25 protein-coding genes, 1 tRNA gene and 1 pseudogene are annotated in these 24,567 nt (G+C 68.4%); 17 read left to right on the top strand and 10 right to left on the bottom strand.

All coding sequences use genetic code 11. The features are described 5' to 3' along the window. Positions 1 to 45: 45 nt before the first annotated feature. Genes mreC through rodA form a run of 4 tightly spaced genes read left to right on the top strand, consistent with a single transcriptional unit; the run spans position 46 to position 4,818 of the window. Positions 46 to 1,188 (top strand): rod shape-determining protein MreC, encoded by a 1,143-nt coding sequence (gene mreC / locus E4M01_RS07550; RefSeq protein WP_135061331.1) that lies wholly within the window; start codon positions 46 to 48, stop codon positions 1,186 to 1,188. Beyond that, positions 1,185 to 1,700 carry a hypothetical protein gene (locus tag E4M01_RS07555; protein ID WP_209316019.1) on the top strand — a complete coding sequence of 172 codons (516 nt, stop codon included), beginning with the start codon at positions 1,185 to 1,187 and terminating at the stop codon, positions 1,698 to 1,700. The genes mreC and E4M01_RS07555 overlap by 4 nt, the downstream gene beginning before the upstream one ends. Then, on the top strand, positions 1,697 to 3,667 hold the full coding sequence (gene mrdA, locus E4M01_RS07560; protein WP_135061329.1) for a penicillin-binding protein 2: 1,971 nt from the start codon (positions 1,697 to 1,699) through the stop codon (positions 3,665 to 3,667). Before E4M01_RS07555 ends, mrdA begins: the two co-directional genes overlap by 4 nt. Beyond that, on the top strand, positions 3,664 to 4,818 hold the full coding sequence (rodA, locus tag E4M01_RS07565; protein ID WP_135061327.1) for a rod shape-determining protein RodA: 1,155 nt from the start codon (positions 3,664 to 3,666) through the stop codon (positions 4,816 to 4,818). The genes mrdA and rodA overlap by 4 nt, the downstream gene beginning before the upstream one ends. Before the next feature lie 4 nt (positions 4,819 to 4,822). On the opposite strand, the gene E4M01_RS07570 is transcribed toward rodA, so the two are convergent. Further along, on the bottom strand, positions 4,823 to 6,100 hold the full coding sequence (locus E4M01_RS07570) for a DNA polymerase IV (protein ID WP_135061325.1): 1,278 nt from the start codon (positions 6,098 to 6,100) through the stop codon (positions 4,823 to 4,825). 96 nt (positions 6,101 to 6,196) lie between these two features. Between E4M01_RS07570 and E4M01_RS07575 the strand changes: the two genes are divergently transcribed. Beyond that, complete coding sequence (locus E4M01_RS07575; RefSeq protein WP_135061323.1) at positions 6,197 to 6,574, top strand: response regulator; 378 nt, start codon at positions 6,197 to 6,199, stop codon at positions 6,572 to 6,574. Next, positions 6,571 to 7,935: a PleD family two-component system response regulator gene (locus E4M01_RS07580; RefSeq protein WP_135061322.1), complete on the top strand. Its 1,365-nt coding sequence runs from the start codon at positions 6,571 to 6,573 to the stop codon at positions 7,933 to 7,935. The genes E4M01_RS07575 and E4M01_RS07580 overlap by 4 nt, the downstream gene beginning before the upstream one ends. On the opposite strand, the gene E4M01_RS14310 is transcribed toward E4M01_RS07580, so the two are convergent. Together E4M01_RS14310 and rpmG are read right to left on the bottom strand one after the other, a co-directional pair. Continuing rightward, the gene (locus E4M01_RS14310; protein ID WP_167765216.1) at positions 7,911 to 8,078 is read right to left on the bottom strand and encodes a hypothetical protein; all 168 of its coding nucleotides are present in this window, start codon (positions 8,076 to 8,078) and stop codon (positions 7,911 to 7,913) included. The two genes, E4M01_RS07580 and E4M01_RS14310, sit on opposite strands and share 25 nt — an antisense overlap. Positions 8,079 to 8,225: 147 nt before the next feature. Next, entirely contained in the window at positions 8,226 to 8,393 is a 168-nt protein-coding gene (gene rpmG, locus E4M01_RS07585; RefSeq protein ID WP_003164451.1) for a 50S ribosomal protein L33, read from the bottom strand. A 127-nt stretch (positions 8,394 to 8,520) separates the two neighbouring features. Between rpmG and E4M01_RS07590 the strand changes: the two genes are divergently transcribed. Continuing rightward, entirely contained in the window at positions 8,521 to 9,096 is a 576-nt protein-coding gene (locus E4M01_RS07590; RefSeq protein ID WP_135061320.1) for a hypothetical protein, read from the top strand. Here E4M01_RS07590 and E4M01_RS07595 read toward each other — a convergent pair. The 4 genes and pseudogenes from E4M01_RS07595 to E4M01_RS07610 all read right to left on the bottom strand — a co-directional run bounded on the left by E4M01_RS07595 (position 9,086) and on the right by E4M01_RS07610 (position 12,942). Then, positions 9,086 to 9,472: a response regulator transcription factor gene (locus E4M01_RS07595; protein WP_135061318.1), complete on the bottom strand. Its 387-nt coding sequence runs from the start codon at positions 9,470 to 9,472 to the stop codon at positions 9,086 to 9,088. The two genes, E4M01_RS07590 and E4M01_RS07595, sit on opposite strands and share 11 nt — an antisense overlap. A 41-nt stretch (positions 9,473 to 9,513) precedes the next feature. Beyond that, the gene (locus E4M01_RS07600) at positions 9,514 to 9,696 is read right to left on the bottom strand and encodes a hypothetical protein (protein ID WP_135061316.1); all 183 of its coding nucleotides are present in this window, start codon (positions 9,694 to 9,696) and stop codon (positions 9,514 to 9,516) included. After that, positions 9,693 to 10,876: pseudogene (locus tag E4M01_RS07605) on the bottom strand (PepSY-associated TM helix domain-containing protein). The gene E4M01_RS07600 and the pseudogene E4M01_RS07605 overlap by 4 nt, the downstream one beginning before the upstream one ends. Next, positions 10,786 to 12,942 (bottom strand): TonB-dependent siderophore receptor, encoded by a 2,157-nt coding sequence (locus E4M01_RS07610; protein ID WP_245158132.1) that lies wholly within the window; start codon positions 12,940 to 12,942, stop codon positions 10,786 to 10,788. Before E4M01_RS07610 ends, E4M01_RS07605 begins: the two are co-directional and overlap by 91 nt. Positions 12,943 to 13,074: 132 nt before the next feature. On the opposite strand from E4M01_RS07610, the gene E4M01_RS07615 reads away from it, so the two are divergent. The 4 genes from E4M01_RS07615 (at position 13,075) to E4M01_RS07630 (ending at position 15,627) form a co-directional block, all read left to right on the top strand. Beyond that, complete coding sequence (locus E4M01_RS07615; RefSeq protein WP_135061312.1) at positions 13,075 to 13,377, top strand: hypothetical protein; 303 nt, start codon at positions 13,075 to 13,077, stop codon at positions 13,375 to 13,377. A gap of 161 nt (positions 13,378 to 13,538) precedes the next feature. Further along, complete coding sequence (locus tag E4M01_RS07620; protein ID WP_135061310.1) at positions 13,539 to 14,042, top strand: ferritin-like domain-containing protein; 504 nt, start codon at positions 13,539 to 13,541, stop codon at positions 14,040 to 14,042. 150 nt (positions 14,043 to 14,192) lie between these two features. After that, positions 14,193 to 15,482 (top strand): dicarboxylate/amino acid:cation symporter, encoded by a 1,290-nt coding sequence (locus E4M01_RS07625; RefSeq protein WP_135061308.1) that lies wholly within the window; start codon positions 14,193 to 14,195, stop codon positions 15,480 to 15,482. Between the two features lie 70 nt (positions 15,483 to 15,552). Then, a tRNA-Val gene (locus tag E4M01_RS07630) sits at positions 15,553 to 15,627 on the top strand. Between the two features lie 152 nt (positions 15,628 to 15,779). On the opposite strand, the gene E4M01_RS07635 is transcribed toward E4M01_RS07630, so the two are convergent. Next, a complete protein-coding gene (locus E4M01_RS07635; protein ID WP_135061306.1) occupies positions 15,780 to 16,316 on the bottom strand; it encodes a hypothetical protein in 537 nt (178 codons plus the stop codon). A gap of 83 nt (positions 16,317 to 16,399) precedes the next feature. On the opposite strand from E4M01_RS07635, the gene E4M01_RS07640 reads away from it, so the two are divergent. From E4M01_RS07640 to E4M01_RS07650, 3 genes are all read left to right on the top strand, one after another. Beyond that, positions 16,400 to 17,278 carry a 50S ribosomal protein L11 methyltransferase gene (locus E4M01_RS07640; protein WP_135061304.1) on the top strand — a complete coding sequence of 293 codons (879 nt, stop codon included), beginning with the start codon at positions 16,400 to 16,402 and terminating at the stop codon, positions 17,276 to 17,278. 68 nt (positions 17,279 to 17,346) lie between these two features. Then, positions 17,347 to 17,829, top strand: a complete 483-nt coding sequence (locus tag E4M01_RS07645; protein WP_135061302.1) for a hypothetical protein — start codon at positions 17,347 to 17,349, stop codon at positions 17,827 to 17,829. A gap of 47 nt (positions 17,830 to 17,876) precedes the next feature. Beyond that, the gene (locus E4M01_RS07650; RefSeq protein ID WP_135061300.1) at positions 17,877 to 19,685 is read left to right on the top strand and encodes an aminopeptidase P family protein; all 1,809 of its coding nucleotides are present in this window, start codon (positions 17,877 to 17,879) and stop codon (positions 19,683 to 19,685) included. A 15-nt stretch (positions 19,686 to 19,700) separates the two neighbouring features. On the opposite strand, the gene E4M01_RS07655 is transcribed toward E4M01_RS07650, so the two are convergent. Beyond that, entirely contained in the window at positions 19,701 to 20,789 is a 1,089-nt protein-coding gene (locus tag E4M01_RS07655; protein ID WP_135061298.1) for an ABC transporter ATP-binding protein, read from the bottom strand. 226 nt (positions 20,790 to 21,015) lie between these two features. Between E4M01_RS07655 and E4M01_RS07660 the strand changes: the two genes are divergently transcribed. Both E4M01_RS07660 and E4M01_RS07665 read left to right on the top strand, forming a co-directional pair. Next, positions 21,016 to 21,711 carry a DUF305 domain-containing protein gene (locus E4M01_RS07660; RefSeq protein ID WP_167765214.1) on the top strand — a complete coding sequence of 232 codons (696 nt, stop codon included), beginning with the start codon at positions 21,016 to 21,018 and terminating at the stop codon, positions 21,709 to 21,711. 16 nt (positions 21,712 to 21,727) lie between these two features. After that, complete coding sequence (locus E4M01_RS07665) at positions 21,728 to 23,551, top strand: LVIVD repeat-containing protein (protein WP_135061294.1); 1,824 nt, start codon at positions 21,728 to 21,730, stop codon at positions 23,549 to 23,551. A gap of 60 nt (positions 23,552 to 23,611) precedes the next feature. Here E4M01_RS07665 and folE read toward each other — a convergent pair whose 3' ends face one another. Then, positions 23,612 to 24,193, bottom strand: coding sequence for a GTP cyclohydrolase I FolE (gene folE, locus E4M01_RS07670; protein WP_135061292.1), 582 nt, complete (start codon positions 24,191 to 24,193; stop codon positions 23,612 to 23,614). A gap of 105 nt (positions 24,194 to 24,298) precedes the next feature. Between folE and fliQ the strand changes: the two genes are divergently transcribed. Beyond that, positions 24,299 to 24,562 (top strand): flagellar biosynthesis protein FliQ, encoded by a 264-nt coding sequence (gene fliQ, locus E4M01_RS07675; RefSeq protein WP_135061290.1) that lies wholly within the window; start codon positions 24,299 to 24,301, stop codon positions 24,560 to 24,562. Positions 24,563 to 24,567 lie beyond the last annotated feature (5 nt).

Below are 24,567 nucleotides of genomic sequence, written 5' to 3' on the forward strand. Positions count from 1 at the left end.
CAGGGGGCGTCCTGTCGTTTCAACCCCCTCTCAGGAAGGCTGGCCGTGGCGTTTCGCGACGGACCGTTCGAGAATCTGAAGGTGCCGCTAGCCTGGACGGCCGCGGTGATGGTTGTGGTCGCCCTGATCGTCGCCGGCATGCTTCTGATCGGCGACAGACCGCGCGCGGGCGGGCAGGAAAGCTACGCCGGCGCGCGCTCCGTGGCGCGCGAGGCGACGACGCCGGTCGGCCGGGTGCTGTCGGCCCCTGTGCGGTGGACCCGAGCGGCGGGCGCGGGCATCGGCGGCTACTTCTTCGCCGCGTCCGAGAATCGCCGGCTGAAGGCGGAAATCCGCGAGCTTGAGGCCTGGCGTGATGAGGCCATCGCCCTGAAGAGCGTCAACGCCCGGTATGAGGCCCTGTTGGGCGTCCGCACCGAGCCCCCGATACCGATGGTGACCGCTCGCACGGTGACCGAGGCGCGGGGGCCGTTCAGCAACGCCCGGCTGCTCGACGTCGGCTCACGACGTCAGGTCCGGATCGGCAACCCGGTGGTCGACGAGCACGGGCTCGTGGGGCGGGTCATCGGAGTCTCGCCGAACGCAAGCCGCATGTTGATGCTGACGGACGTGGCGTCCAAGACGCCCGTGCTGATCGAGCGCACAGGCGCGCGCGCGCTGATGGTCGGCGACGGCTCGGGCGGGCCGCGGCTGGACTATGTGCGGGGCGACGCCTCGATGCAGGCCGGGGACCGGGTGCTGACGTCGGGCGACGGCGGCGCCCTGCCTCGCGGCCTGCCGGTGGGTGTCGTCGCCAGCGGAGTCGACGGACGCTGGCGGGTCAAGCTGTTCAGCGACCGAGGGCCGATCGACTATGTGCGCGTCCTGCTGTTCCAGGACTTCTCCCAACTGGCCGACACAGCGGCGCTGAACGCGCCGCCGCTGGTGAGCCTGGACACGGCGCCGGCCCCCACTGCGGCGCAGGCGACGGCGATCGCCGATGTCGCGGCCCGTCGCCAGGCCGCCGCCCAGGCGGCCGCCGAGCGGGTCCGCACGGCTCAGGCGGCCCCTTCGCCTCAACCGCTGCCGACGCCGCCCGCTGGCGAGCGGCCGGCCCCGACCGCGCCCAGACCCAGCCTGAACGCCCAACCTGCGCAGACACAGCCCCAGGCCCCGCCCGAGCCGGCTCCTGACGGAGACGAGGGATGAGGCGGGGGGCCGTTCGGGTGGTGGGGCCGATGCAATGGCTTGTCGGCCCGGCGCTGGCGGCCGCCGCAGCGACCCTGGTCCTGACCACCCCGCTACAGGTGTTCGGCCTGAAGCTTCCCGAGCCGATCCTGCCGCTCGTTCTGGCCATCGCCTGGCCGCTGATTCGCCCATCGATGACGGCGCCGGTCGTGGTGCTGGGTCTGGGACTGTTTCTGGATCTGGTGCTCGGGGGCCCGCTGGGCCTGTGGGCGGTCGCGCTTCTGAGCGCGCACGGCGTGGCGCTGCTGTCTCGCAATCTGCTGGCCGGTCAGGCCACAGGCATGCTTTTCGCCTGGTACGCGGGACTCGTCGCCTTCGCCTTTGTTCTGGCCCATCTTATCGTCACCCTGCGCACTGGGGTGGCGCCCAGCCTGGTCGCGACGGCGTGGCAGGCGATCGCGACGCTTCTGCTCTTTCCCCTGGCCGACTGGCTGATCCAGCGGTTCGACGACGGCGACGTGCGGTTCCGATGAGCTCAGAACCTTCAATCCTGTTCTCAGACCCGAACGAGCGCCAGGGCTCGTTCCTGCGCCGGACGCTGCTGGTCGGCGGTGCGACGGCGCTGGGACTGACCGCCCTGGCGGGACGGCTGGGCCAGCTGCAGGTCGTGCAGGCCGCCGAGTACACGACGCTTTCGGCCCGGAACCAGTTCAACTTTCGCCTGGTGCCGCCGCCCCGCGGGCTGATCAAGGACCGCAACGGCGTGGTTATCGCCGGCAATCGGCCCAGCTTCCGCGTTCTGGTGGTGCGCGACGAGACCAAGGATCTGGATCAGACGCTGGACCTGCTGGGCCGGCTGCTTCCCGACACGCTGGAGCGCCGCCGCACCATCATCCGCGAGGTCAACGCCGCGCCGCGCTTCAACCCTGTGCCGGTCAAGAGCGACCTGACGTGGGAGGAGTTCGCCAAGGTCAATCTGCACGCCGCCGACTTGCCTGGCGTCATGGCCGACATGAACGAGGCGCGCTTCTATCCCTATGGCGGGGCTTTCGCCCATGTGATCGGCTATGTGGCCAAGGTGTCGGACCGCGACGTCAAGGCGATCCGCGATCGCGGCGAAGAGATCCCCACCATCCTGTTCAATCCCAGCTTCCGCATCGGACGCCAGGGGGTCGAGCGGGCCCTGGACGCCGATCTGCGCGGCGAGGCCGGGGGCAACCGGGTCGAGGTGGACGCCCGGGGGCGGGTCGTCGCCGAGGACATCGGCGGTTCGCGTCCGCCCGTGGCGGGCAAGGAGGTCGTCCTGACGCTGGACGCCGATGTCCAGCGACGCGCGCTTGAGGTCTTCGGCGAAGAGTCGGGCGGCTGCGTCGTGATGGATGTGCGCAACGGCGACATCCTGACGATGGTGTCGTCGCCGTCGTTCGATCCGAACCTGTTCGTGTCCGGCGTGCCGGGACGCGTCTATCGAGCCTGGGCCGACTACGAGCGCCGGCCGCTGCTGGACAAGGCGACCACCGGCGTGTTTGCGCCCGGTTCGACCTTCAAGCCGGTGACCGGGCTGGCGGCTCTGATGCGGGGGGCCAACCCCGACCGGCGGATCCACTGTTCGGGCGGCTTCTACCTGGGCAGGCGGTTCGCCTGCCACGCGACGCACGGCTCGCAGGACATGCGCGAGGCGATCAAGAACTCCTGCAACGTCTACTTCATGACGCTGGCGGTCGAGATGGGGCCGGACGCCATCGCCGAGACCGCGCGCAAGATGGGCTTCGGTCAGGAGTTCGACATCGGCATCGGCGGCCAGAACCAGGGTCTGGTGCCGGACCGCGAATGGCGGCGTCGCAACCCCGTGCGGGGAGATGCGAACTGGTATCCTGGCGAAAATCCGAGCTACGGGATCGGCCAGGGCGCCCTGACCGTGAACGCGTTGCAGCTGGCGGTGTACACCGCGCGCATGGCCAATGGCCGCAAGGCGGTCATGCCCAGGCTCATCAAGTCGGTGGGCGGCGTTGAGCGGCCGCCAGCGGATTTCGCGGATCTGCCGTTCGAGCCGTCGCATCTGCAGGTGCTGCGCGAGGGCATGAACGCCGTGACCGAGGCGGGCGGCACGGCCTTCCGCAACAGCCAGCTGGGGCTGGGCCCCGTGCGCATGGCCGGCAAGACCGGCACGGCGCAGGCGCGCAACTACGGCTCGGGCTCTCGCAAGGGCGCCGGACGGCCCTGGGCCGAGAAGGACCACAATCTGTTCATCGCCTATGCGCCGATCGACAATCCGCGCTACGCCGTCTCGGTCATCGTGCAACACGGCGGCATGGGCGGAGGCACGGCGGGCGCGCCGCGCGCCCGGGAAGTGATGAAGGTCGCCCTGCTCAAGGACCCGGAAATTCGCGCCCGGATCGAGACCGAAGGCTTCGTCGAGAGCGACGATCCTGGCGCGCACGAGGTGACCGATCTGCTGGCCAACGGCCCGCCCACCATCGCGCCCGAGGGCGGCCAATGACCGCGTCGGCGCTCACCCGGCCCGGTCAGCGCGATCGGCTTTCGGTCAAGCTGACCGAGATCGACTGGCGGCTGGTCATCCTGCTGGCCATGGTCGGCGGCGCGGGCGCGGTGATCCTTTATTCCGTCGGCGGCGGCTGGAGCCCCTGGGCGCTGGACCACGCCGTGCGCTTCGCGATCATGACGGCGGTGATGATCGCCCTGGCCCTGATCGATCTGAAGTGGTGGTTCAGAGCGGCCTATCCGCTCTACGCCCTGTTTCTGCTGCTGGTGCTGATGACCGAGTTCACGCCGCTGGGCTATGTCGCCGGCGGCGCGCGCAACTGGCTGAACCTGGGCTTCATCCGGCTGCAGCCGGCGGAGTTCGTCAAGTTCGGCCTCGTGCTGGCGCTGGCGCGCTGGTACCACAGCCACACCGCCGCCGAGGCGCGGCTGTCGTGGAAGCTGCTGATCCCCGCCGGGATGATCGGCGTGCCCTTCGTCCTGGTGGCCAAGCAGCCTGACCTGGGCTCGGCGATGATGATCGGCCTGACCGGCGCGGCGATGATGTTCCTGGCGGGGCTGAGCTGGCGCATCATCGCGGCGGGCGCGGCGGCTGCGGCGGCGGTCATCCCGCCCTTCGTCATGTTCGTGATGCACGACTATCAGCGCAATCGCGTGCTGACGTTCCTGAACCCGGAATCCGATCCGGCGGGCACGGGCTACAACATCATCCAGTCCAAGATCGCCCTCGGCTCGGGCGGTCTGCTCGGCAAGGGCTTCGGTCTGGGAAGCCAGAGCCAGTTGGAATTCCTTCCCGAACGGCATACCGACTTCATCTTTTCGGCTCTGTCGGAGGAGTTCGGCTTCCTCGGCTCCTTCTCGATCCTGCTGGTCTATGCGGCCATCGTGCTGATCTCGCTGCGCATCGCGTCGCTGAGCTACAGCCATTTCGGACGGATGGCGGCGGCGGGGATCACCGCGACCTTCGCCCTGTTCGTGCTTATCAACGGGGCCATGGTGATGGGGCTGGCGCCGGTCGTCGGTGTGCCCATGCCGCTGTTGTCCTACGGCGGATCGTCGATGATGACGCTGATGGTCGGCTTCGGCCTGGTGATGGCGGTCCGGGTGCATCGCTACAAGGAACTGCCGAAGAACTCCGGCCTGCTCTGACGCCTCAGCGGCGGGGCGGCTTCGACTCTAAGGCGCGGCCGGCGATCACGGCGTCGCCGCCGAAACGGCCGCGAAGCGCGTCGATGGCGCGCTCAGTCTTCAGCGTGCGGGCCTCAGGCGTTTCGAACAGGCCAGCCGGCGCGTCCTCGGCGTCTTGAATGTCGGCCATGCCTATGCCGATGAGACGGTAGGGCCGGCCCAGTTCGAACTTCAGCAGGGCGCGGGCGGCCGCGAACAGTCCGCGTGCGGTTTGGGTCGGGTCGCTGGTCGTCACACGCCGGGTGACGATCTTGAAGTCGGTTCGGCGCAGCTTCAGCACGATCACGCGGCTGGCCACGCCGTCCCGCCGGGCCTTGGCCGCCAGCTTTTCGCACAGGGGCCACAACTCAGCCTCGAGGTCGACGGCGTTCGTCAGGTCCTCGTTGAAGGTGGTCTCGGCGCTCATCCCCTTGCGGTCGCGGTCGGGATTGACCGGCCGCGCGTCCCGGGCGTGGGCGAGATCATGCAGACGCAGGCCGCTCTCGCCGTAGCGCCGGATAAGATCGCGCGGATCGGCGCGGGCCAGGTCGCCGACCGTGGTGAAGCCGTCGCTGCGCAGGGTGCGCCCGAAGATGGGACCGACGCCAGGAAGGATGGTCACCGGCCGGGGCGCCAGCAGATCCTGTGCGCCGGCCGCGCCGATAACCGAGAAGCCGCGCGGCTTGTCCATCTCGGACGCAATCTTGGCCAGGAAGCGGTTGGGGGCCAGACCGATCGAGACGGTCAGGCCTGTCTCGCGCTCGATCCAGTTCTGGACGCGGACCAGCTGCAGCACGGGCGGGCCGCCGTTCAGCCGGTCGGTGCCCGACAGATCGACCCAGGCCTCGTCCAGCGACAGGGTCTGGATCAGCGGGGTCAACTGAGCCAGCGCGCCCAGGATGCGCTTGGACTCGGCGACGTATTTGGTGAAGTCCGGCTTGATCACCACCGCGTCGGGACAGGCCTTCAGCGCCTTGAACATCGGCATGGCCGAGCCCACGCCGTGCAGGCGCGCAATGTAGCAGGCGGTCGACACCACGCCGCGCTTGCCGCCGCCGACAATGACGGGCTTGTCGCGCAGCTCGGGCCGGTCGCGCTTCTCCACCGAGGCGTAGAAGGCGTCGCAGTCCATGTGGGCGATCGACAGCTGGTCCAGCTCCGGGTCCGCCAGCAGGCGCGGCGAGCCGCAGGCCGGGCAGCGGCGCGGGGAGGGCGCTTCGGCCCCCATCCATTCGCAATCCCGGCACACGGCCTTGAGGCTCAAGAACGATCTCCCGCAACTTCACGCCAACTTAAGACTGGATCGGGATGATCGCATCTTCAGAAGGCGAACAAGCCTCGCGTCCCGAACCGGGTGGTGATGTCCAAGACCGTCCTCATCGTCGAGGATAACGAGCTGAACATGAAGCTCTTTCATGATCTGCTCGATTCCCAGGGGTATCGCACCCTGCAGACCCGCGAAGGGCTGCAGGCGCTGGCGATAGCACGCGAGCACCGGCCCGACCTGATCCTGATGGACATCCAGCTGCCCGAGATTTCGGGGCTGGAGGTGACCAAATGGCTCAAGGACGACGAGGAGTTGCGGGACATCCCGGTCATCGCCGTCACCGCCTTCGCCATGAAGGGCGACGAGGAACGCATCCGTCAGGGCGGCTGCGAAGCCTATATCTCCAAACCGATCTCGGTGATGCATTTCCTGAACACCGTCAGGATGCACCTGGAACAGGCGGCCGCATGAGCGCGCGCATCCTGGTCGTGGACGATGTGGAGGTGAATGTCCGCCTGCTCGAGGCCAAGCTGACGCTCGAGTATTATGAGGTGCTGGCCTGTCAGGACGGGGTGACGGCTCTGGCGATGGCCGCAGAGCACCAGCCGGACCTGGTTCTGCTAGACGTGATGATGCCCGGCATGGACGGGTTCGAGACCTGCAAGAGGCTCAAGGCCGATCCGTCGACGCGGCATATTCCGGTGGTGTTGGTGACGGCGCTGGACGGCCGCGACGACCGCATCCGCGGCCTGGACGCCGGCGCGGACGACTTCGTCACCAAGCCTATCGACGACGTGGTGCTGTTCGCCCGCGTCAAGTCGCTGACGCGCCTGAAGGAGGTCACCGACGAGCTGCGCGAGCGCGAGGAGAGCGGCCGACGCCTGGGCGTGAACGTCGAAGGCGCGGCGCGGCTGCGCGGATCCGGCGGTCGGGTCCTGGTGGTGGACGACGAGCCCAATCAACTGGAGCGGATCGCGGTCGAATTGGCCAAGGAGCACAGGCCCCTGGTGGAGAGCGATCCGGAAAAGGCGCTGATCGCCGCCGCAGGACCGATCGACCTTATGATCGTCAACACCGCATCGGACAGCTTCGACGGGCTGCGCCTGATCGCCCAGGCGCGGTCGGGCCAGGCGACCCGCCGCCTGCCGATCCTGGCGGTGGTGGACCCCAGCGAACGGCCGCGCCTGATCAAGGCGCTGGAGCTTGGGGCCAACGACATCCTGCCGCGGCCGGTCGATTCGGAAGAGCTGGCGGCGCGGGTGCGCACTCAGGTCCGGCGCAAGCGGTACGCCGACTTCCTGCGCGAGAAGCTGGACTACAGCCTCGAAATGGCCGTCACCGACGCCCTGACCGGCTTGCACAACCGACGCTACATGGCCGGGCAGCTGCAGGCGCTCGTGAACCGCGCGACCCGCGGCGGAGAGCCGGTCGCCGTGCTGGTCATGGACATCGATCACTTCAAGGCGGTCAACGACGGTTTCGGCCACGACGCCGGCGACGAGGTGCTGCAGGAATTCGCCGTGCGCCTGGCCACCAATGTGCGGGCGGTGGATTTGCCGTGTCGGCTCGGCGGTGAGGAGTTCGTGGTCGTGATGCCCGGCACCAATCTCGAAGACGCCCATCGCATCGCCGATCGGATTCGGCGCGATGTGGCCTCCACGCCGTTTCGCGTCCTGAGCGGCCGGGAGCAGCTGTCGATCACCGTGTCCGTGGGCGTGGCCGCCAGTCTGGGCGAGGGCGACACCCCCGAGGCCCTGCTCAAGCGCGGCGACGAGGGCGTCTACGAAGCCAAGGCCCGGGGCCGCGATCAGGTCATCGCCAAGGCGGCCTGACCGCCGCGCTGAGTCCGGGTCAGGGCCGCCAGCCCGGACCGCAAGGTCGGCGCCGCGCCCTCAAGCTCGCGCTCAATCGTCTCGTGCAGCGCGATCCAGACACCCACAGCGTCGGCCAGGACGGCCCGCCCGCGGCCCGTCAAGGCGGCTCGGCGGCTTCGACGATCCTTGGCGTCCGGCAGGATATTGGCCAGGCCGTCCCGCTCCAGCGGCCTGAAGCGAATGCGTCAGGACAACGAAAAACGCCCGGTCTCGCGACCGGGCGTTCTCAATTCCGGAACGGGCGGATCTTACTTGATCTTGCCTTCCTTGAACTCGACGTGCTTGCGCACGACCGGGTCGTACTTCTTGACGACCATTTTCTCGGTCATGGTGCGGGCGTTCTTCTTCGTGACGTAGAAGAAGCCGGTGTCCGCCGTGGAGTTCAGGCGGATCTTGATGGAAGCCGGTTTGGCCATCGGACAATTACCTTTGCGACGGCGAAAGCCGCTAAATGAGAGGCGCGGAACATACTCAGGGGCGCTCCAAAGTCAACGGGCCGCAGAGCCGCATTCCGATCCCTGTTCAGGCCGCTAGGGTGAGGGGATGAAAAACCTTGTCCTGACCGTCGGCGTCGCCGCCCTCATCGGCCTTTCCACCGCAGCCTGCGCCACCGCGCAAGAGGGCGCCAATCCGCAGGACGCCTTTCTGGCCCGGCTGAACGCCCTGTGCGGCCAGACGTTCGAGGGGCGCGTGGTCAGCGACGATCCGGCCGACGCGGACTTCCGCTCGAATCGCCTGGTCATGCAGGTTCGCGACTGCGCCGCCGACGAGGTGGGCATTCCCTTCGCCGTCGGCGAGGATCGTTCTCGCCGCTGGATCATCACCCGCACCGAAGAGGGCCTGCGGCTTAAGCACGATCACCGCGACGAGCAGGGCGTGATCCATGGCTATCACATGTACGGCGGCGACACGGCGACCGACGGCACGGCCGGCCGTCAGGAATTCCCGGTGGATCAGGAATCGGTCGCGCAGTTCATCGCCGGCGGCGCTCAGGTCTCGACCACCAATGTCTGGGCCGTCGAAGTGCATCCGGGCCGCATCTTCGCCTATGAGCTGCGTCGACCCGAGGGCCGCTTCATGCGGGTGGAATTCGACCTGACGCGTCCGATCACGGACTGAGCGCGGGTTCGGTCTCGAGCAGTTCCCTGACCCTCTGCAGCAGGGCAGGGGGCGAGAACGGCTTCTCCATGATGGCGTCGGCGCCCAGGGTCCTGGCCGGGCCCAGATAGTTCATCGGCGCCGACCGCCCGCCGCCCGAGATGGCCAGCACGCGCGGCCCGCGCCGCAGACGCCGAATCTCCATCAGAGTCTCGAAGCCGTCCTTGCGGGGCATCAGCATGTCCAGCACGACAAGATCGACGGGCGCGTCGCGAAGGCGGCGCAGCCCTTCCTCGCCGTCGGCGGCGGTCAGCACCTGATGGCCGTCCTGGCGCAGGGCGTCTTCGGCCAGCGCCGTCAGCACGGGGTCGTCGTCGACGATGAGGATCAAGGCCATGGCGCGCTCCGAGAGGCTGACGGCCGAACCTGCGAAAAGTCCTAACGCCGACGCCGGATCAGCGCCCAGACGGTGAGAACGGGCACGCCCGACAACAGGGCAGAGGCCAGGCCGTCGCCCGGCCCGTCGAAGAACAGCGCTGTCGCCAAGCCCGACAGGCTGAGCCCGGCCGCAAGCAGCGGCAGGCGGAAAATGGTCCAGAGAGACAGGTCCGCCCGGCTCATGCGGCGCGCCGGCGACGTGCGAACCATAGATAAAGGCCCGATCCCAGGATGACGATGGCGGCGGCGTCCAGCACCGCCCACAGGATCTTCAGCGACAGGCCGCCGTAGTCGCCGAAATGCAGCGGCTGGGACAACGACAGGGTCTTCACGTACCAGGGCATGGGCGCGACCGCCGCAAGCTGTCCGGTGCGCGCATCGATAAGGGCGGGGGTGATCAGGTGGCGGGTGACCGGCGTGTCGCCGTGGAAGAAGACCGCGTAGTGGTGGTCGGTCGAATAGTCCGACCCCGGAAAGGCCACGAACTGCAGCGTCATGCCGGGCAGGGCCTGACGCGCGCGGTCGACGGCGGCGTCCAGCGAGCTGCGCTCGCCCAAGGCCACGGGGGCGTCGTAGGCGGCGGTCAGTCCGCTGAGCGCGTTGTCCTTCCAATGGGCGATGATCGGCACGGCCAGGGTGTTGACCACCCCGGTCAGGCCCACCACCAGAACCCAGGCGGCGGTCACCACGCCGAGCAGGTTGTGATAGTCGAGCCAGCGCGTGCGTGCTGCCCTTGACGCGCGCACCGTTCCGAACGGCAGCCGGCGCATGAAGGGGGCGTAGAGCACAACGCCCGAGACGACCGCCGCTGTCAGCATCAGCCCCATGACGCCCAGAAACAGCATGCCCGGCAGGCCCAGGAACATGTCGGTATGAAGCTGAAGCAGAAACTCCATCACCGGATGACCGGCAACGAGCGGAGCGGGGTCGCCAGAGGTCTGATCGATCGGCTGAAAAGCGTAGGCGCCGGCCGGCGCATCGGAAGCCCGGCTGGTGACGTTCACCACCGGCCGGTCCTCGTCAAAGCTCATGAACATCGGTGCATGGCCCGGCTGTCGGGCCAGGGCCGTGTCGAGCACCTGGTCGAGGCTGAGGCGCGGGCCCTCTGCGGCGGCGGGCGCCCAGTCCTGATGCAGCAGCACCTCGTCGATCTCGTGAGCGAACACCAGCGGCAGCCCGGTGATGCACAGCATCAGCAGGAACAGGGTCGAAACCAGGCTGGACCAGGTGTGGACCCAGGACCAGGCGCGCAGGGTGCGGGTCCTCACGCGCCTAGAAGTCCGTCGAGATCGACAGGCGGAAGGCGCGCGGCTGGCCCAGGGTCAGATAGTTGGCGCCCGGATAGCCGCCGACGGCCACCCAGTGATCCTCATCCGCCAGATTCTCGACGCGAGCACGGATCGTCAGCGGCCGGCCGCCGGCTTCGAAGGCGTAGCGAACGCCGGCGTCCAGCCGGGTCCAACTCTCCAGCTCGACGGCGTTGTCGGCGCTGACCGGCTGCGAACCGGTATGGACCACGCGGCCCTCGACGGTCAGGCCCGGCGCGAAGGGCGCGTCCCATTCCACGTTCAGATTGGTCTGAAACTCGGGCACGCCGATGGGGCGCTTGCCGTCCAGGGCGCCGTTTTCCGTGCGCTTCAGTTCTGCGTCCAGCCAGGTCCAGCCGCCCAGGATGCGCAGCCCCTCGCGCGGCTCGCCGAAGAAGGCGACCTCGACGCCGCGGTTCTCCTGCTCGCCGTTGGCGGCGAAGACGTTGTCGGCGTTCACGAAGGCGCTCGGCAGGGTCAAGCTGAACAGGCTGACCGAGCCGCCGAAGACGCCGACGTCGTACTTCAGGCCGATCTCGGCCTGTTCGGCGCGAAAGGGCGAGAGGACCTCGCCGCGGTTGTCCGCCGTCGCCGGCGCCGTCTGGCCGGGCAGCAGCGCCTCCGCGTAGTTGGCGTAGAGCGAAATCTGATCGATCGGGCGATAGAGCAGGGCGAAGACAGGGGTGACGGCGTCGCCATCGTACGCGCCGATTTCGCCGCCGGTGTTGTAGTCAAAGTTGCGGGTCTGGATTTCCTGGTAGCGGACACCGACGGTCGCCGAGGCCTTGCCGTCCAGGAAGCGCATCATGTCGGCCACGGCGACGCTGGAGTTACGCACCCGCCCGACTACGCCTGGCGCGTCGAGGTCGCCGCCGATCAAGGCGTTGGGGGTCGGAGGCGGGACGAATACCGGATCGTACAGGTCCGACGCGAAGCCCGCGAAATCGGAAAAGGCGTAGGCGTTCTTTTCACGCGACTGCACACGCGAGGCCGAGGCCACCAACCGATGGCTGACCGGGCCCGTGGAGACATCGGCGCGCACGCCGACATCGGCGGCGAAGACCTGATCCTCGCGCGCGTTGTCGAACCGATAGGCGCTCAGCGCGCCATCGGGCTGGGCCGCCGGATTGGCCAGACGGTTGCGCTCCTCGCCCAGACGGCCGCCGACGGCGGCCCAGGCGGTCACGGCGTCGCTGAGATCGAACTCGCCGCGCGCGGCGCCGAACAGCTGCCTCTCGTCGGTGAAGGTCCAGGGCTGGGCGAAGTTGCGCTCGGCGTCCGGCGGCGTCGGCACGGCGCCCGCGGGCGTCACCTGGGGCCGCGGCGCGTCGATGCGGTGGTCCTGCCAACCCAGGTCGGCCGAGAAGCGGGCGCGGTCGCCGCGCCGGTCCAGGCCCAGGCCGATGACCGTCAGTTCGCGGTTCTCGCCCTCGACCGCGCCTTCGCCGCCACGCGCGGCGATGTTCAGCCGTCCGCCCCAGGCGTTGTCGTCCCCAAAGCGGCGGGCCAGATCGGCGGCGGCGTAGATCTCGCCGCCCGACGACCAGCCGCCGGTCAGGCGGTTCAGCGTCTGGTCCGGGGCGCGCTTGGGCGTCAGATTGACCGCGCCGCCCACGCCGCTGCCGCCCGGCGCCGCGCCGTTCAGGAAGGCGCTGGCGCCGTGAAAGACCTCGACCCGCTCAAGGAACTCGGCGGCCACGAACTGGCGGGGCAGGACGCCGTACAGGCCGTTGTAGGTCATGTCGTCCGAATAGACCGGGAAGCCGCGGATGACGTACAACTCCTGGAAGTTGCCGAACCCTTTGGTCAGGCGCACCGCAGGGTCGTTCTGCAGGACATCGGCAACGCTCCGGGCCTGCTGGTCGCGCGCCAGCTGCGCGGTGAAGTTGGTGGTGGCGAACGGCGTGTCCATCACCTCGAGCGCGCCGAACAGCCCGACCCGACCGCCGGCAGCGACCTGTCCGCCCGCGTAGGCGGGCGGCTGGCGCACCTGAGACCCGGTGACAACGACTTCGCTGAGCTCCACCGCCGTCTGCCGGGCGGGCGCAGGCTGAGCCACGGCGGTGACGGCCGAGAGGCCCAAGAAGGACGCCGAGGCGGCCAGGAACAGCTTCAGACCCACGCGGTTACGCTCCTAATAATAAGAATGCGTCGCAATACATAGTTCGAAGCTGGGGCGCAACTGGCGCGCCGCCAACCAGCGTTGCGCCAAGCGGGGCTCGTCACAACCGTTCGGACATGCCTGTCGGACCCTTTGGAGGCGGAGCGATCCAGTCTGTCGAAGGAGGCGGGGGAAGGCTGCGAGGTCGAACGGGCGGCGATCCCGGGCGGGCTGCGCCATGTCCAGCGATGCGAGGGCTTCGGGCTGAAGTCCCTGGTCAAGACCGAAATGAGCGGCGATGCCGAGGGGTGCGAGTTCAAGAGCCGCACGGTATTGAACGACCGCCCGCCGCTGGAAGTGATGCATAGGGGCCGCTGGACCGGGCCGTGCCCTGCTGGCATGTCCGAATACGACAGGGTCGGCGAGGAGATGCTGGAACTCGCGCCAGCCCGATAGCCGGCGGGCCAGGCGGACTGTCGTCCGCGCCGCTGGCGTCGTCTTTGTCGAGTTTCCGACTTTGGAACGGGCGGGCTTGAAGGCGGTTCGGTGGGTGGGTCAGCGTGGCCGGCTGCGAGCCGGCGCCTGATGTCCGCAAACCTCAGAGACGGAGCTGAACCATGGCCGAGAAGACTCTCGACAACCTTTTCTACGACACGCTCAAGGACATCTATTATGCCGAGCGGAAGATCGTGAAGGCCTTGCCCAAGATGGCGCGCGGCGCCCAGTCGGACGAGCTGAAGGCGGCCTTCGAAAAGCACCGCGTGGAGACCGAGGGACAGATCGAACGCCTTCAGCAGGTGTTTGACCTGATCGGCAAACGCGCGATGGGCAAGACCTGCGACGCCATCGAAGGCATCATCGCAGAGGGCGAGGAGATCCTCGAGGAATACGAGGGCACCGATGCGCTGGATGCCGGCCTGATCGCGGCAGCCCAGGCGGTCGAACACTATGAGATCACCCGGTACGGCACGCTGAAGCGCTGGGCGATGTTGCTGGGACATGACGAGGCGGCTCGCCTGTTGGATGAGACGCTGCAGGAGGAGTCGAAGACCGACGTCGATCTGACCGCCCTGGCCGACGCGCGAGCCAACGAGGAGGCTCAGGGGGCTCGGGCCGCCTGACGCTCGACCGCAGGGGGCGCGGCTTCAGTCGCGCCGCGCCCTCCGTCGGCCCCGCCGCCTATGCGGTGAAAGAAGGTCATCTGACCAAAGCCTGTTGCAGTTTCACACCTGCGCCAACACATTGGCGGTCCGCCAGCCAAGGGCCCGCCCATGCTTCGTCGCTTCTTCGCAATCCCGCTCTGGCAGCGGACATTCGCCGGCCTCGCCCTGGGCGTGCTGGCCGGCCTGATCATGGGGCCGGCGGCGGAAACCTGGCTCCAGCCGATCGGCGACGTCTATCTGAACCTGATCCGCATGGTTGTGGCGCCGCTGGTGCTGTTCACCATCGCCTCGTCCATCGCCCGCCTGGGGGAGGGCGCGGGGGCGGTGCGCCTGGGCATGCGGACGATCCTGTGGTTCGCGCTCACGTCGTTGCTCGCCGTGCTGGTCGGGATCGCCTTCGGCCATCTGATCAATCCAGGCCTGGGGCTGGGCGATCTGCCGCTGGGCGAGGTGCGCGAACGCGAAATCCCAACGCCCCTCGAGGTGCTCATCGGCGTTGTGCCGACCAATCCCTTCGCCGCTCTGGCCGAGGGGCGCATTCTGCAGATCATCTTCTTCTCGGCCCTGGTGGGCGCCGCTCTGGTGGCGCTGGGCGAGCGCGCCGCCGGGGCGCGCAGGTTGATCGACGAGGGCGCCTCGATCATCTTCCGCATCACCCGCTGGGTGATCCAGCTGACGCCGTTCGGCGTCTTCGCCCTGATCGGCTCGGTGGTCGGCGGCTACGGCTGGGAGGCGCTGCTGCCGCTCGGCAAGTTCATCATCGCCATCTACGCGGCGTGCCTGTTCCACATCCTGGTGGTCTATTCCGGCTTGCTGAAGCTGCATGGCCTGAAGGTGACGTCCTTCTTCCGCGGCGCCTTTGCGGCCCAGCAGACGGCCTTCGCCACCTCGTCGTCCCTGGGCACTCTGCCGATCACCCTGCGCCAGACGGTCGAGCGGCTGGGCGTGCCGCAGGCCTACGCCTCGTTCGCCGTGCCTCTGGGCGCCAATGTGAAGATGGACGGCTGCGGCGCCATCTATCCCGCCATCGCGTCGATATTCATCGCACAGTACTTCGGCATAGAGCTGACCCTGACGCAGTACGTGCTGATCGGCCTGACCGCCGTCCTGGGCTCACTGGGCACCGCCGGAGTGCCGGGCACTTCCATCGTCATGCTGACGCTGACGCTGTCGACAGCGGGTCTGCCGCTGGAAGGCATCGGCTACATCATCGCCATCGACCGGATCATCGACATGATGCGCACCGCCACCAATGTCACGGGACAAATGCTGGTGCCTGTCCTGGTCGCCAAGGAGGAAGGCATTCTCAACGAGGACGTCTATGAGGGGCGTGTCGCGTGGCTGCCGGGCGACCCCGACGAACGCGCCATGGAAACCGGCCCAGCCGCTGGAATCTGATGTTGCAAGGCCGGGCGACGCGGGCTATGTCCGCGCCTCCCGACGGCGTGAATGCACGCCGTTTCAGGCTGGATGCGTAGCTCAGCGGGAGAGCACCTCGTTCACACCGAGGGGGTCACAGGTTCAATCCCTGTCGCATCCACCATTTTCTTCAATCTAATGCGGTTTCGGCCCGTCAGCGCGCACGCGAAACGGCGGCGAGGTTCGTGGTCGAACGGTCGCGTTGAGCGAACGGCGCGGCGCGTTCAGCCGGCTGGCGCCCCGGCGGTGCGCGGGGCGCCAGCCGGGGCCCTTCGATCAGTTGGACTTGCCGAAGAGCCAATCGAAGAAGCCGCGCTTCTTCTGGGCCGGCTCTGCGGGCGCCGGAGCCGGAGCCGGGGCCGCGGGGGCGGGGGCGCTCGACGCGGCCGGCGCCGCAACGGCCGCAGCCTTGGGAGTCTGAGCGACGGCGGGGGCCTTGGCTTTCGGCTTCGCCGCTGCGGCAGCGGCCTTGACCGCGGGTTTGGCGGTCTTGGCAGCGGTCTTGGGCTTGCCGGCCGGGCTCGGCTTGGCGGTCGCTGTCTTGGCCGCGCCAGGCTTGGCGGCGGTCTTGGGCGAGGCCTTGGTCGGGGCGGCCTTGGTCGCAGCCGTCTTCACCGGGGCGGCCTTCACGGCGGCGGGCTTGGATTTGGCCGGCGTCTTCGCCGCCGCCGTCTTCGGCGCGACGGTCTTGGTCGCGGCGGTCTTCGCCGGCGCCGCTTTCGGCGCAGCCTTTGCGCTCGACTTCGCCGCCGGTTTGGGCTTGGAAGCGCCTGAAGCGGACGCAGTTTTCGACGCAGACGGTGACTTGGCCATGTTTTCCCCGACCCCTCGGTTGTGGAGAGCCGCCCGGCCCGCGCCGGATAGCTGTGATTCGCCATCATAACCGGGTTTGAGAAATGTCAGAGTCCGCCGTTCAGATCACCGCTCGCGGCCCGCGAGACGCCGCCGAGGCCGCCGCCGCCGCCGTCGATGCGGACATCGCGCTGGAAGGCGCGACCTATTCGATCCTCGAGGAGGATGAGGACAAGGGCGTCTGGCGCATCGACGGCTTTCCGACTTCCGACGAGGAAGCCCGTCTGATGGAAGCCGTTCTGCGCGGGTACGAGGACCTGGAAGTCGTGGTCGAGAAGCTGGCCGACGCCGACTGGCTGGCCATGTCGCTGTCCGGCCTGCCGCCGGTCGAGGCTGGGCGCTTCTTCGTTTATGGCGCGCACGATCAGGGCAAGGTGCCCGAGGGGCGGGTCAATCTGAAGATCGACGCGGGCGCGGCCTTTGGAACCGGGCACCACGGTACGACGGTCGGCTGCTTGGAGGCGTTCGACCGCCTGCTGCAGACCGAGTGCTTCGACAAGGTGCTGGACGTGGGCTGCGGCACAGGCGTGCTGGCCATTGCGGCGGCCAAGACCGGTTCGCCGATCGCCGTCGGCACAGACATCGACGAGCCCTCGGCCCGCATCGCCAATGAGAACGCCGAGATCAACGACGCCAAGTGCGACTTCTATTTCGCCGACGGCCTCAGCGATCCGCGCATCGCCCAGCATGCGCCCTATGATCTGGTGTTCGCCAACATCCTGGCCGCGCCCCTGGTCGAGCTGGCGCCCGAGATCGCCGGTGCGCTGAAGTCAGGCGGCGTCGCCATACTGTCGGGGTTGCTGAGGACTCAAGAAGAACGGGTTCTGGACGCCTATCGCCCCCTGGGCTTCATCGTCGAACAGACCATACATCACGACGCCTGGTCGGCGCTGGCGCTGCGCAAGGCCGGGCAGGAGGGTTAACGACGGAACCGCCGCTACCGGCCTCCGTTCAACGGCGACGCTTCAAGTGCTTCAGGGAGGAAGCCGCCGTGACCCATTACGACAACGATCCGAACCGGCTCGTCGAGGGCCCGGCCTATGTCGAACAGGTGCATACCGAAACCGTGGTGGTGCGCCCCGACCGCGAGAGCAATCTGGGCTGGTGGATTGCGGGCATTCTGGCTGGCGGCGTGCTGCTGGCGGTGATCTGGATCCTGGCCAGCGGCAACGGGTCGGATCAGGACGCCCTGGCCGCCGCGCGCCTGGCCGAGGCCGAGGCGATCCAGGCGCAGGCCGAGGCGGACCGCGCCGCGCTTCAGGGGCAGGCCGCTCAGATTCAGTCGGGCGCCGCTCAGGGCGTGGCCCTGGCGCAAGCCGACGCCGCCCGCGCGCAGGCCGACGCCGCCCGCGCCGAGGCCGAGGCGCGCGCCTCCGAAGCCCGCGCCGCCGAGGCCAGCGCCCGCACCGCCCTGCCGCCGCCCCAGGCCGCGACCGGACCAGTCGTGATCACGCCGACCTCGCCCCAGCCCTGAGGCCGGCGGGGTTGAGGTGAGCGGGCGGGGGGCCTAGGTCTCCCGCCATGAGACAGACCTTTGACGAAACCACCGATCCCTCGTTCGGCGAAAAGCACCTGCCGCTGGTGCGCGCCCGCATGGCCGCCCAGGGCCTGGACGGCTTTCTGGTCCCGCACGAGGACGAGCATCAGAACGAGTATCTGCCTGAGGCCAATGAGCGTCTGGCCTGGCTGAGCGGTTTCACCGGTTCGGCAGGCGCGGGCGCGGTGCTCAAGGATCGCGCGGCGGTGTTCGCCGACGGGCGCTACACCGTTCAGGTGAGGGCACAGGTCGACGCCAAACAGTTCGAGATCCTCGACCTGACCGACGGCGGCGTGGCGGCCTGGCTGGAAGGCGTGCCGGCCGGATCAGTCATCGGCTACGATCCGAAGCTGCACAGCCCCGACGCTTTGGCGGCGCTCGAAGCCGCTGCGGCCAAGGCCGGGGCGGAGTTGAAGTCGGTCGACAGCAACCCTCTGGATGAAGCGTGGGAAGGACGGCCTGAACAGCCCAGCACGCCCGTCGTCCCGCACGAGGACCGCTATTCCGGCGAAAGCAGCGCGGACAAGCGCGCGCGGATCGGTCGGAGCCTCAAGGACAAGGGTGCGGACGTGGCGGTGCTGACCGCGCCGTCCTCGATCGCGTGGCTGTTCAACATCCGCGGCGGCGATGTGATCCGCACGCCGCTGCCGCTGGCGCAGGCCCTGGTGCGCGCCGATGGAACGGCGCAGCTGTTCATCGATCCGCGCAAGGTGACGAACGAACTGCCGGGCTGGCTGGGCGAGGCGGTGACGATTGAGACGTCAGACGCCTTCGCGCCGGCGCTCGAGCGTCTTTCCGGCCGGCGCGTGCTGGTCGATCCGGCCGTCTCCTCGGCCTGGGTGTTCGACCGGCTGCAGGCCGGCGGCGCCAAGGTCATCCGCGCCATCGACCCTTGCGCCATCCCACGCGCCGCCAAGAACCCCGTTGAGATCGAGGGCAGCCGCCAGGCGCACATCCGCGACGGCGCGGCCCTGACGCGCTTCCTGCACTGGGTCGATACGACCGCCCAGCAGACCCTGCCGGACGAACGCGAGATCGCCGAGACGCTTGAGCGTTTCCGCGAGGAGACCGGTGCGCTCAAGGACCTCAGCTTCGACACCATCGCCGGGTCGGGCCCCAACGGCGCCCTGCCGCACTACAAGCCCGTCAGCCGCACCATCCGGCGGATGGAGAAGGGCTCGCTGCTGCTGGTGGACGGCGGCGGCCAGTATCTGGACGGCACCACCGACGTGACGCGCACCATGGCGGTCGGTGAGCCGAGCGCGGATCAGAGGCGCATGTACACCCTGGTCCTGAAGGGCCACATCGCCATGGCCGTGGTGCGTTTCCCCGCCGGGACCACGGGGCATCAGTTGGACGCCCTGGCGCGCCTGCCGTTGTGGATGCAGGGCTTCGACTACGACCACGGCACCGGGCACGGCGTCGGCAGCTATCTTGGCGTGCACGAAGGGCCGCAGCGCATCGCCAAGGCGCCCAACAGCCAGCCGCTGCTGACCGGCATGATCCTGTCCAACGAGCCCGGCTACTACCGCGAAGGTCACTGGGGCATCCGCATCGAGACCCTGCAGGTCGTGACGCCGCCCGAAGCCATCGCCGGCGGCGAGCGGCCGATGCATGGCTTCGAGCAGCTGACGCTGGCGCCGTTCGACCGCCGCCTGATCGACGTCGATCTGCTGACGGCCGACGAGCGCGCCTATGTCGACGCCTATCACGCCGAGGTTCAGGCCAAGGTCGGACCGTTGCTGGATAGCGAGGTCGGCGACTGGCTCAAGACGCAGACGACGCCGCTCTGAGCTGGAAACGAAGGCCTACAGGCGCCTGAACGCCTCGCCCTCGGCGTCGAACAGATGGGCGCGGGCGGCGGGCACGATCAGGTTCAGCGCGTCGCCCGTCGTCGGCCGCACGTCGCCCGACATCTGGACGGTCAGGGTGTCCTCCACGTCGGGGTGGCGAACATAGGCGTAGGTGGCGTTGCCCAGGGTTTCGACGAAGGCTGCGGTGGTGGCGATCCGGCCGTCGTCGCCTTCAAGCGCCAAATGTTCGGGACGGATGCCCAGCGTGACCGGGTCGCCCGCCGTGGCCCGAGAAGCGTCGACATCGGCGCGCAGGGTCTCGCCGGCCGGGGTGCGCACCACGGCGCCCGTCGCCGAGGCCTCGATCACTACGGCCGGGATCAGGTTCATCTTCGGACTGCCGATGAATTCGGCCACGAACAGGTTGCGGGGGTGCTCGTAGAGCTCCATCGGCGCGCCCACCTGTTCTATACGCCCGGCCGACAGCACCACGATACGGTCGGCCAGCGTCATGGCCTCGACCTGGTCGTGGGTGACGTAGATCATGGTGGTCTGCAGCCGCTGATGCAGGCTGGCGAACTCGTAGCGCATGCGCACGCGCAGCGCCGCGTCCAAGTTCGACAGCGGCTCGTCGAACAGGAAGACCTGCGGTTCGCGCACGATGGCGCGGCCGATGGCGACGCGCTGGCGCTGGCCGCCAGACAGGGCCTTGGGCTTGCGGTCCAGATAGTCGGTGATGTTCAGGGTCTCGGCCGCGGCGTTCACGCGCCGGTCGATCTCGGCCTTGTCGGTCTTGGCCAGCTTCAGGCCAAAGGCCATGTTCTCGCGCACGCTCATGTGCGGATACAGCGCGTAGGACTGGAAGACCATGGCGATGCCCCGGTCGGACGGCGACAGGTCGTTGACGCGTCGTCCGCCGATCTCGATGTCGCCATCGGTGGCTTCTTCCAGGCCGGCGATGGTGCGCAGCAGGGTGGACTTGCCGCAGCCCGAAGGGCCGACGAACACCACGAACTCGCCGTCGGCGATGGACAGATCGACGCCCTTCAGCACCTCGACGGCGCCAAAGCTTTTCCGCACGCCGGTCAGCCGGACCTCAGCCATATGGACTTTCCTACCCAGAATTTTCTTGAGGCGCACCGTAACCGGTTACATGGCGGGATCAACGGGGGAAGGGCTGTCGCCTTGCGCACCTGCCCGCCGGCTGAGGTCGTGTGCTTCGAGCGCCGGGCGCGTCGCGCATCGACCGCCGCTGCGCACGCGCCCTTGCTCGCGGTCGGTCGAGCCGCCTAGACTGGGGGCGAACAGGCCGATTGAGAGCGGGGGTCAGTTGATTTCATTGGCAGGCATGGCCGTCGGCGTGGTCGCCGGGCTGGCGGCGCAGCAAAGCCCGCCGATCTACAATCCGGGCGCGCCTGGGGCGCCCGCACGCGCCATCAGCGCAAGCGAAGCGCAACGCATGATGCGCACGCGCGTGACCGCCGAGGACGTGCGGTTCATGCAGCACATGATCGTGCACCATGCTCAAGCGGTCGAGATGGTCGAATTGCTCAAGACGCGGGGCGCCGATCCGGCCGTCCGGCGTCTGGGCGAACGGATCGCTCTAAGCCAGGAAGCGGAAATGGAGTTGATGCGCGACTGGCTGACCAGCCAGAACCAGCCCATCGAAGCCCACGACCTGCACGGGGGTCACGGAGGACACGCCGGCCACGACGCGCACGCGCACCATGGCGCCCATGCGGGACACGCCATGACGGATCCCATGGACATGCCGCTGATGCCCGGGATGCTGTCGCCGCGCCAGATGGCGGCGCTGGCGGCCGCCGAGGGGGCCGGATTCGACCGCCTGTTCCTTGAGGGCATGATCCAGCACCATCAGGGCGCGCTGGACATGGTCGACGAACTCATGGCCCACCCGGATTCGGCCGAGGAGCCCATGTTGTCGGGCTTCGCCGCCTCGGTCACGGCCGATCAGTCCGCCGAGATACTGCGCATGCAGTCGCTATTGTCCGAACTTCAGAACTAAAGCTCGAGGAAACACCATGACTGTCCGCCGCCTTCTGTTGTCCACCGTCGCGGCCGTCAGCATGGCTGTCGCCGCGCCCGCCCTAGCGCAGCAGGGCCCGCAGCCACCGCAGCCCCAGGCCCAGCCGCGCGCTTTCGAGCCCGACGCCCGCTCGACCCTGACGCCCGGCCTGCAGGATGCCGGGCAGGCGGCATGGAATCTGAGCCTGGTCAGCCACACGCCGCCGGCGCCCGGCTTCACCGCGCCGCCTGCGCCGCCGGCGGTCGAGGGCCAGACGGCGCCGCGCGTCAGCCCGCTGGCCTTCGCCAACACCGACCTGGCCTATTCGAACGGCAAGGTCTTCATGGGCAGCTTCCACGGCTTCAACGCCTATGACGTGACCGGCGAGACGCCGCAGCTGGTGCTCTCCGTGGTCTGCCCCGGCGGCCAGGGCGACGTCTCGATCCACGGGAACCTGCTGTTCATGTCGGTGGAGGAGAACCGCGGCCGGCTGGATTGCGGCGTGACCCCGCCCGAGGGCGCGGTCAGCGCCGACCGCTTCCGCGGCGTGCGAATCTTCGACATCAGCGACCTGAACGCCCCGCGTCAGATCGCGGCGGTTCAGACCTGCCGCGGGTCGCACACCCACACCCTGCTGCCGCACGCGACCGACCCGAATGTGCTGTACATCTACAACTCCGGCACCGCCGGGGTTCGCCAAGGCGACGAGCTCAACATTTGCTCCGACGGCCAGCCCGAAGACAACGCCGAGACCGCGCTGTACTCCATCGACATCATCAAGGTGCCGTTGAACGCGCCGCAGGACGCCGCCATCGTCAACCGTCCGCGCATCTTCGCCGATCGCGAGACCGGAGCCGTCGCCGGCCTGTGGCGCGGCGGCCGTGCGGGCGTGGCCAGCCAGCGCACCTCGCAGACCAATCACTGTCACGACATCACCGTCTATCCGGAACTGAACCTGGCGGCGGGCGCCTGCAGCGGCAACGGCATTCTGCTGGACATCACCGACCGCGAGAATCCGACGCGCATCTCGGACCTGTTCGATCCGGACATGGCCTACTGGCACTCCGCAACCTTCAACAACGCCGGCGACCGCATCGTGTTCACCGACGAGTGGGGCGGCGGCACCTCGGCGCGATGCCGGGCCGAGGACCCCACCACCTGGGGCGCCAACCTGATCGCCGACGTGAAGGACGGTAAGCTCGAAGGCCGGAACTTCTTCAAGATTCCGACCGTGCAGGGCGCGACCGAGAATTGCGTGGCGCACAACGGATCGATCATTCCGGTGCCCGGCCGCGACCTGATGGTCCAGGCCTGGTACCAGGGCGGCGTGTCGATCATGGACTTCACCGACCCGAACAAGCCGATGGAGATCGCCTATTTCGACCGCGGTCCGATCGATGCGGAGCGGCTTTCGATCGGCGGCCCCTGGTCGACCTACTGGATGAACGGCCGCATCTACTCCAGCGGCATTCAGCGCGGGCTGGACGTGATCAAGCTGGAGCCGAGCGAATTCCTGTCGGCCGCCGAGATCGCGGCCGCCGAGGCGGTGCGCGAGGAAGTCATCAATCCGCAGACCCAGACGCGCGTCACCTGGGCCGATACGCCTCAGGTCGCACAGGCCTATCTGGATCAGCTTGGCCGGGGCGAGGGCGTGGACGCCGCCTTGCTGGGCGAGGCGCGCGCCGAAGTCGAACGCTGGACGAGCGGCCGCGTCGACCGGCGCCGCCTGCGCGCCGTCGCCGGCCGGCTGGAGACAGCCTCTCAGGCCGAAGGCGCGGATGCTCTGAACGCGCGGCGCATGAAGGCGCTGGCCGATCTGCTGGGTCGCGCCGCCGCCTGATCGATCGACGGTCGCCGCATAGTGAAAAGGCCCGGGTTCGCCCGGGCCTTTTTTTTCGGATCAGCTGCGCGCCAGGCGCAGGAATTCCTCACGAGTCCGAGGATCGTCGCGCACCACGCCGATCAGGTGGCTGGTCGAAAGGCTGGCGCCGGGGACATTGACGCCGCGCAGCGTCATGCAGCTGTGCTCGGCCTCGATGACCACGCCCACGCCATGCGGCCGCAGGACTTCATGAATGGCCTTAGCGATCTCGGAGGTCATCTTCTCCTGGATCTGAAGGCGCCGCCCATAGCCCTGGACCACGCGCGCCAGCTTGGAAATGCCCACCACCCGGTCGGTCGGCAGATAACCGACGTGGGCGCGTCCCACGACGGGCAGCATGTGGTGTTCGCAGAAGCTGACGAAGCGGATGTCCTTCAGCACAACCAGCTCGTCGTAGCCGCCGACCTCCTCGAAGGTTTTTTCCAGGTACTCGCGCGGGTCGCTTTCATAGCCCTGGAACAGCTCGCGATAGGATTTGGCCACGCGCTTGGGGGTTTCCAGAAGGCCCTCTCGGTCTGGATCGTCCCCGGCCCAGCGGATCAGCGTGCGAACGGCGGCCTCGGCGTCGGCCTGTGAGATGTCGTTGTGATCGTGGCTCATGGCTTTCCACATAGCGAGGACGGCCGCGCTTGTGGAGTGTGGCGTTTCCTAACCCGTCGTTAACCACGCTCCCGGCAGTTTCTGCCCAGTTCTTCGGAGTGATTCATGAGCGGCGCGGAAGTTCTGGACATCGGTCGCGACGCCCTGTGGCTGACGATCCAGCTGTGCCTGCCGGTGCTGGTGGTGGGCCTGGTCGTGGGCGTCGGCATCGGCCTGTTCCAGGCCCTGACGCAGATTCAAGAGCAGACGATGATCTTCGCGCCCAAGATCATCGCCATCTTCGTCTCGCTCTTGCTGTTTCTGCCGCTGATGGGGGCGCTGCTGGGCGGCTTCATGCAGGAAATCGCCCAGCGCATCGCGGGCATGTAGCACCG

Origin of the sequence: Brevundimonas sp. MF30-B, from assembly GCF_004683885.1 — a bacterium.
In the GTDB taxonomy this organism is placed as follows: domain Bacteria; phylum Pseudomonadota; class Alphaproteobacteria; order Caulobacterales; family Caulobacteraceae; genus Brevundimonas.

Coding starts and splice junctions, on each gene's coding strand:
- E4M01_RS07600 (WP_135061316.1), bottom strand. CDS start 9,696: ATGAGCCGGGCGGACCTGTCTCTCTGGACCATTTTCCGCCTGCCGCTG.
- E4M01_RS07575 (WP_135061323.1), top strand. CDS start 6,197: ATGTCCAAGACCGTCCTCATCGTCGAGGATAACGAGCTGAACATGAAG.
- E4M01_RS07625 (WP_135061308.1), top strand. CDS start 14,193: ATGCTTCGTCGCTTCTTCGCAATCCCGCTCTGGCAGCGGACATTCGCC.
- E4M01_RS07665 (WP_135061294.1), top strand. CDS start 21,728: ATGACTGTCCGCCGCCTTCTGTTGTCCACCGTCGCGGCCGTCAGCATG.
- E4M01_RS07580 (WP_135061322.1), top strand. CDS start 6,571: ATGAGCGCGCGCATCCTGGTCGTGGACGATGTGGAGGTGAATGTCCGC.
- E4M01_RS07655 (WP_135061298.1), bottom strand. CDS start 20,789: ATGGCTGAGGTCCGGCTGACCGGCGTGCGGAAAAGCTTTGGCGCCGTC.
- E4M01_RS07555 (WP_209316019.1), top strand. CDS start 1,185: ATGAGGCGGGGGGCCGTTCGGGTGGTGGGGCCGATGCAATGGCTTGTC.
- folE (WP_135061292.1), bottom strand. CDS start 24,193: ATGAGCCACGATCACAACGACATCTCACAGGCCGACGCCGAGGCCGCC.
- E4M01_RS07640 (WP_135061304.1), top strand. CDS start 16,400: ATGTCAGAGTCCGCCGTTCAGATCACCGCTCGCGGCCCGCGAGACGCC.
- E4M01_RS07590 (WP_135061320.1), top strand. CDS start 8,521: ATGAAAAACCTTGTCCTGACCGTCGGCGTCGCCGCCCTCATCGGCCTT.
- fliQ (WP_135061290.1), top strand. CDS start 24,299: ATGAGCGGCGCGGAAGTTCTGGACATCGGTCGCGACGCCCTGTGGCTG.
- E4M01_RS07595 (WP_135061318.1), bottom strand. CDS start 9,472: ATGGCCTTGATCCTCATCGTCGACGACGACCCCGTGCTGACGGCGCTG.
- rodA (WP_135061327.1), top strand. CDS start 3,664: ATGACCGCGTCGGCGCTCACCCGGCCCGGTCAGCGCGATCGGCTTTCG.
- E4M01_RS07635 (WP_135061306.1), bottom strand. CDS start 16,316: ATGGCCAAGTCACCGTCTGCGTCGAAAACTGCGTCCGCTTCAGGCGCT.
- mrdA (WP_135061329.1), top strand. CDS start 1,697: ATGAGCTCAGAACCTTCAATCCTGTTCTCAGACCCGAACGAGCGCCAG.
- E4M01_RS07650 (WP_135061300.1), top strand. CDS start 17,877: ATGAGACAGACCTTTGACGAAACCACCGATCCCTCGTTCGGCGAAAAG.
- E4M01_RS07620 (WP_135061310.1), top strand. CDS start 13,539: ATGGCCGAGAAGACTCTCGACAACCTTTTCTACGACACGCTCAAGGAC.
- rpmG (WP_003164451.1), bottom strand. CDS start 8,393: ATGGCCAAACCGGCTTCCATCAAGATCCGCCTGAACTCCACGGCGGAC.